The organism is Janthinobacterium foliorum (genome assembly GCF_978021625.1).
In genome coordinates this window covers 1-323 of sequence record NZ_CDXDQE010000089.1, presented here as the reverse complement: position 1 = coordinate 323, position 323 = coordinate 1, and the positions used below count along the sequence as shown (strand labels likewise).

The following is a 323-nucleotide window of genomic DNA, read 5'->3' as shown; positions in this document are numbered from 1 at the left end:
TCGCACCTATGCTTATCAGCTGCTGGCTGTTCACTTGAACGCTGCCGATCCGCATCCATTGCTGGCCAAAACTGCTTATGTCGATCAGCAAGACGCCAGCGCCCGCGCCTATGGCGATCAGCAGCTAACCAGCCACTTGAATGCTGCCAATCCGCACCCACAACTTGCCCAGCGCAGCTATGTGGACCAGCGAGATGACCAAGTCATCGCGTATGGAAATCAACAACTGGCCGGGCACCAAACCAGCGCTGATCCCCATCCGCAATACAGCATGAAGACCGTGGCAACACCGCCGAAATTTGACGAGTCGAACAGACTGGTCA

1 protein-coding gene is annotated in these 323 nt (G+C 56.0%); it reads left to right on the top strand.

The features are described 5' to 3' along the window. On the top strand, positions 1-323 hold a 323-nt coding region (locus ACZ92H_RS29630; protein WP_465052404.1), incomplete at both ends, for a hypothetical protein.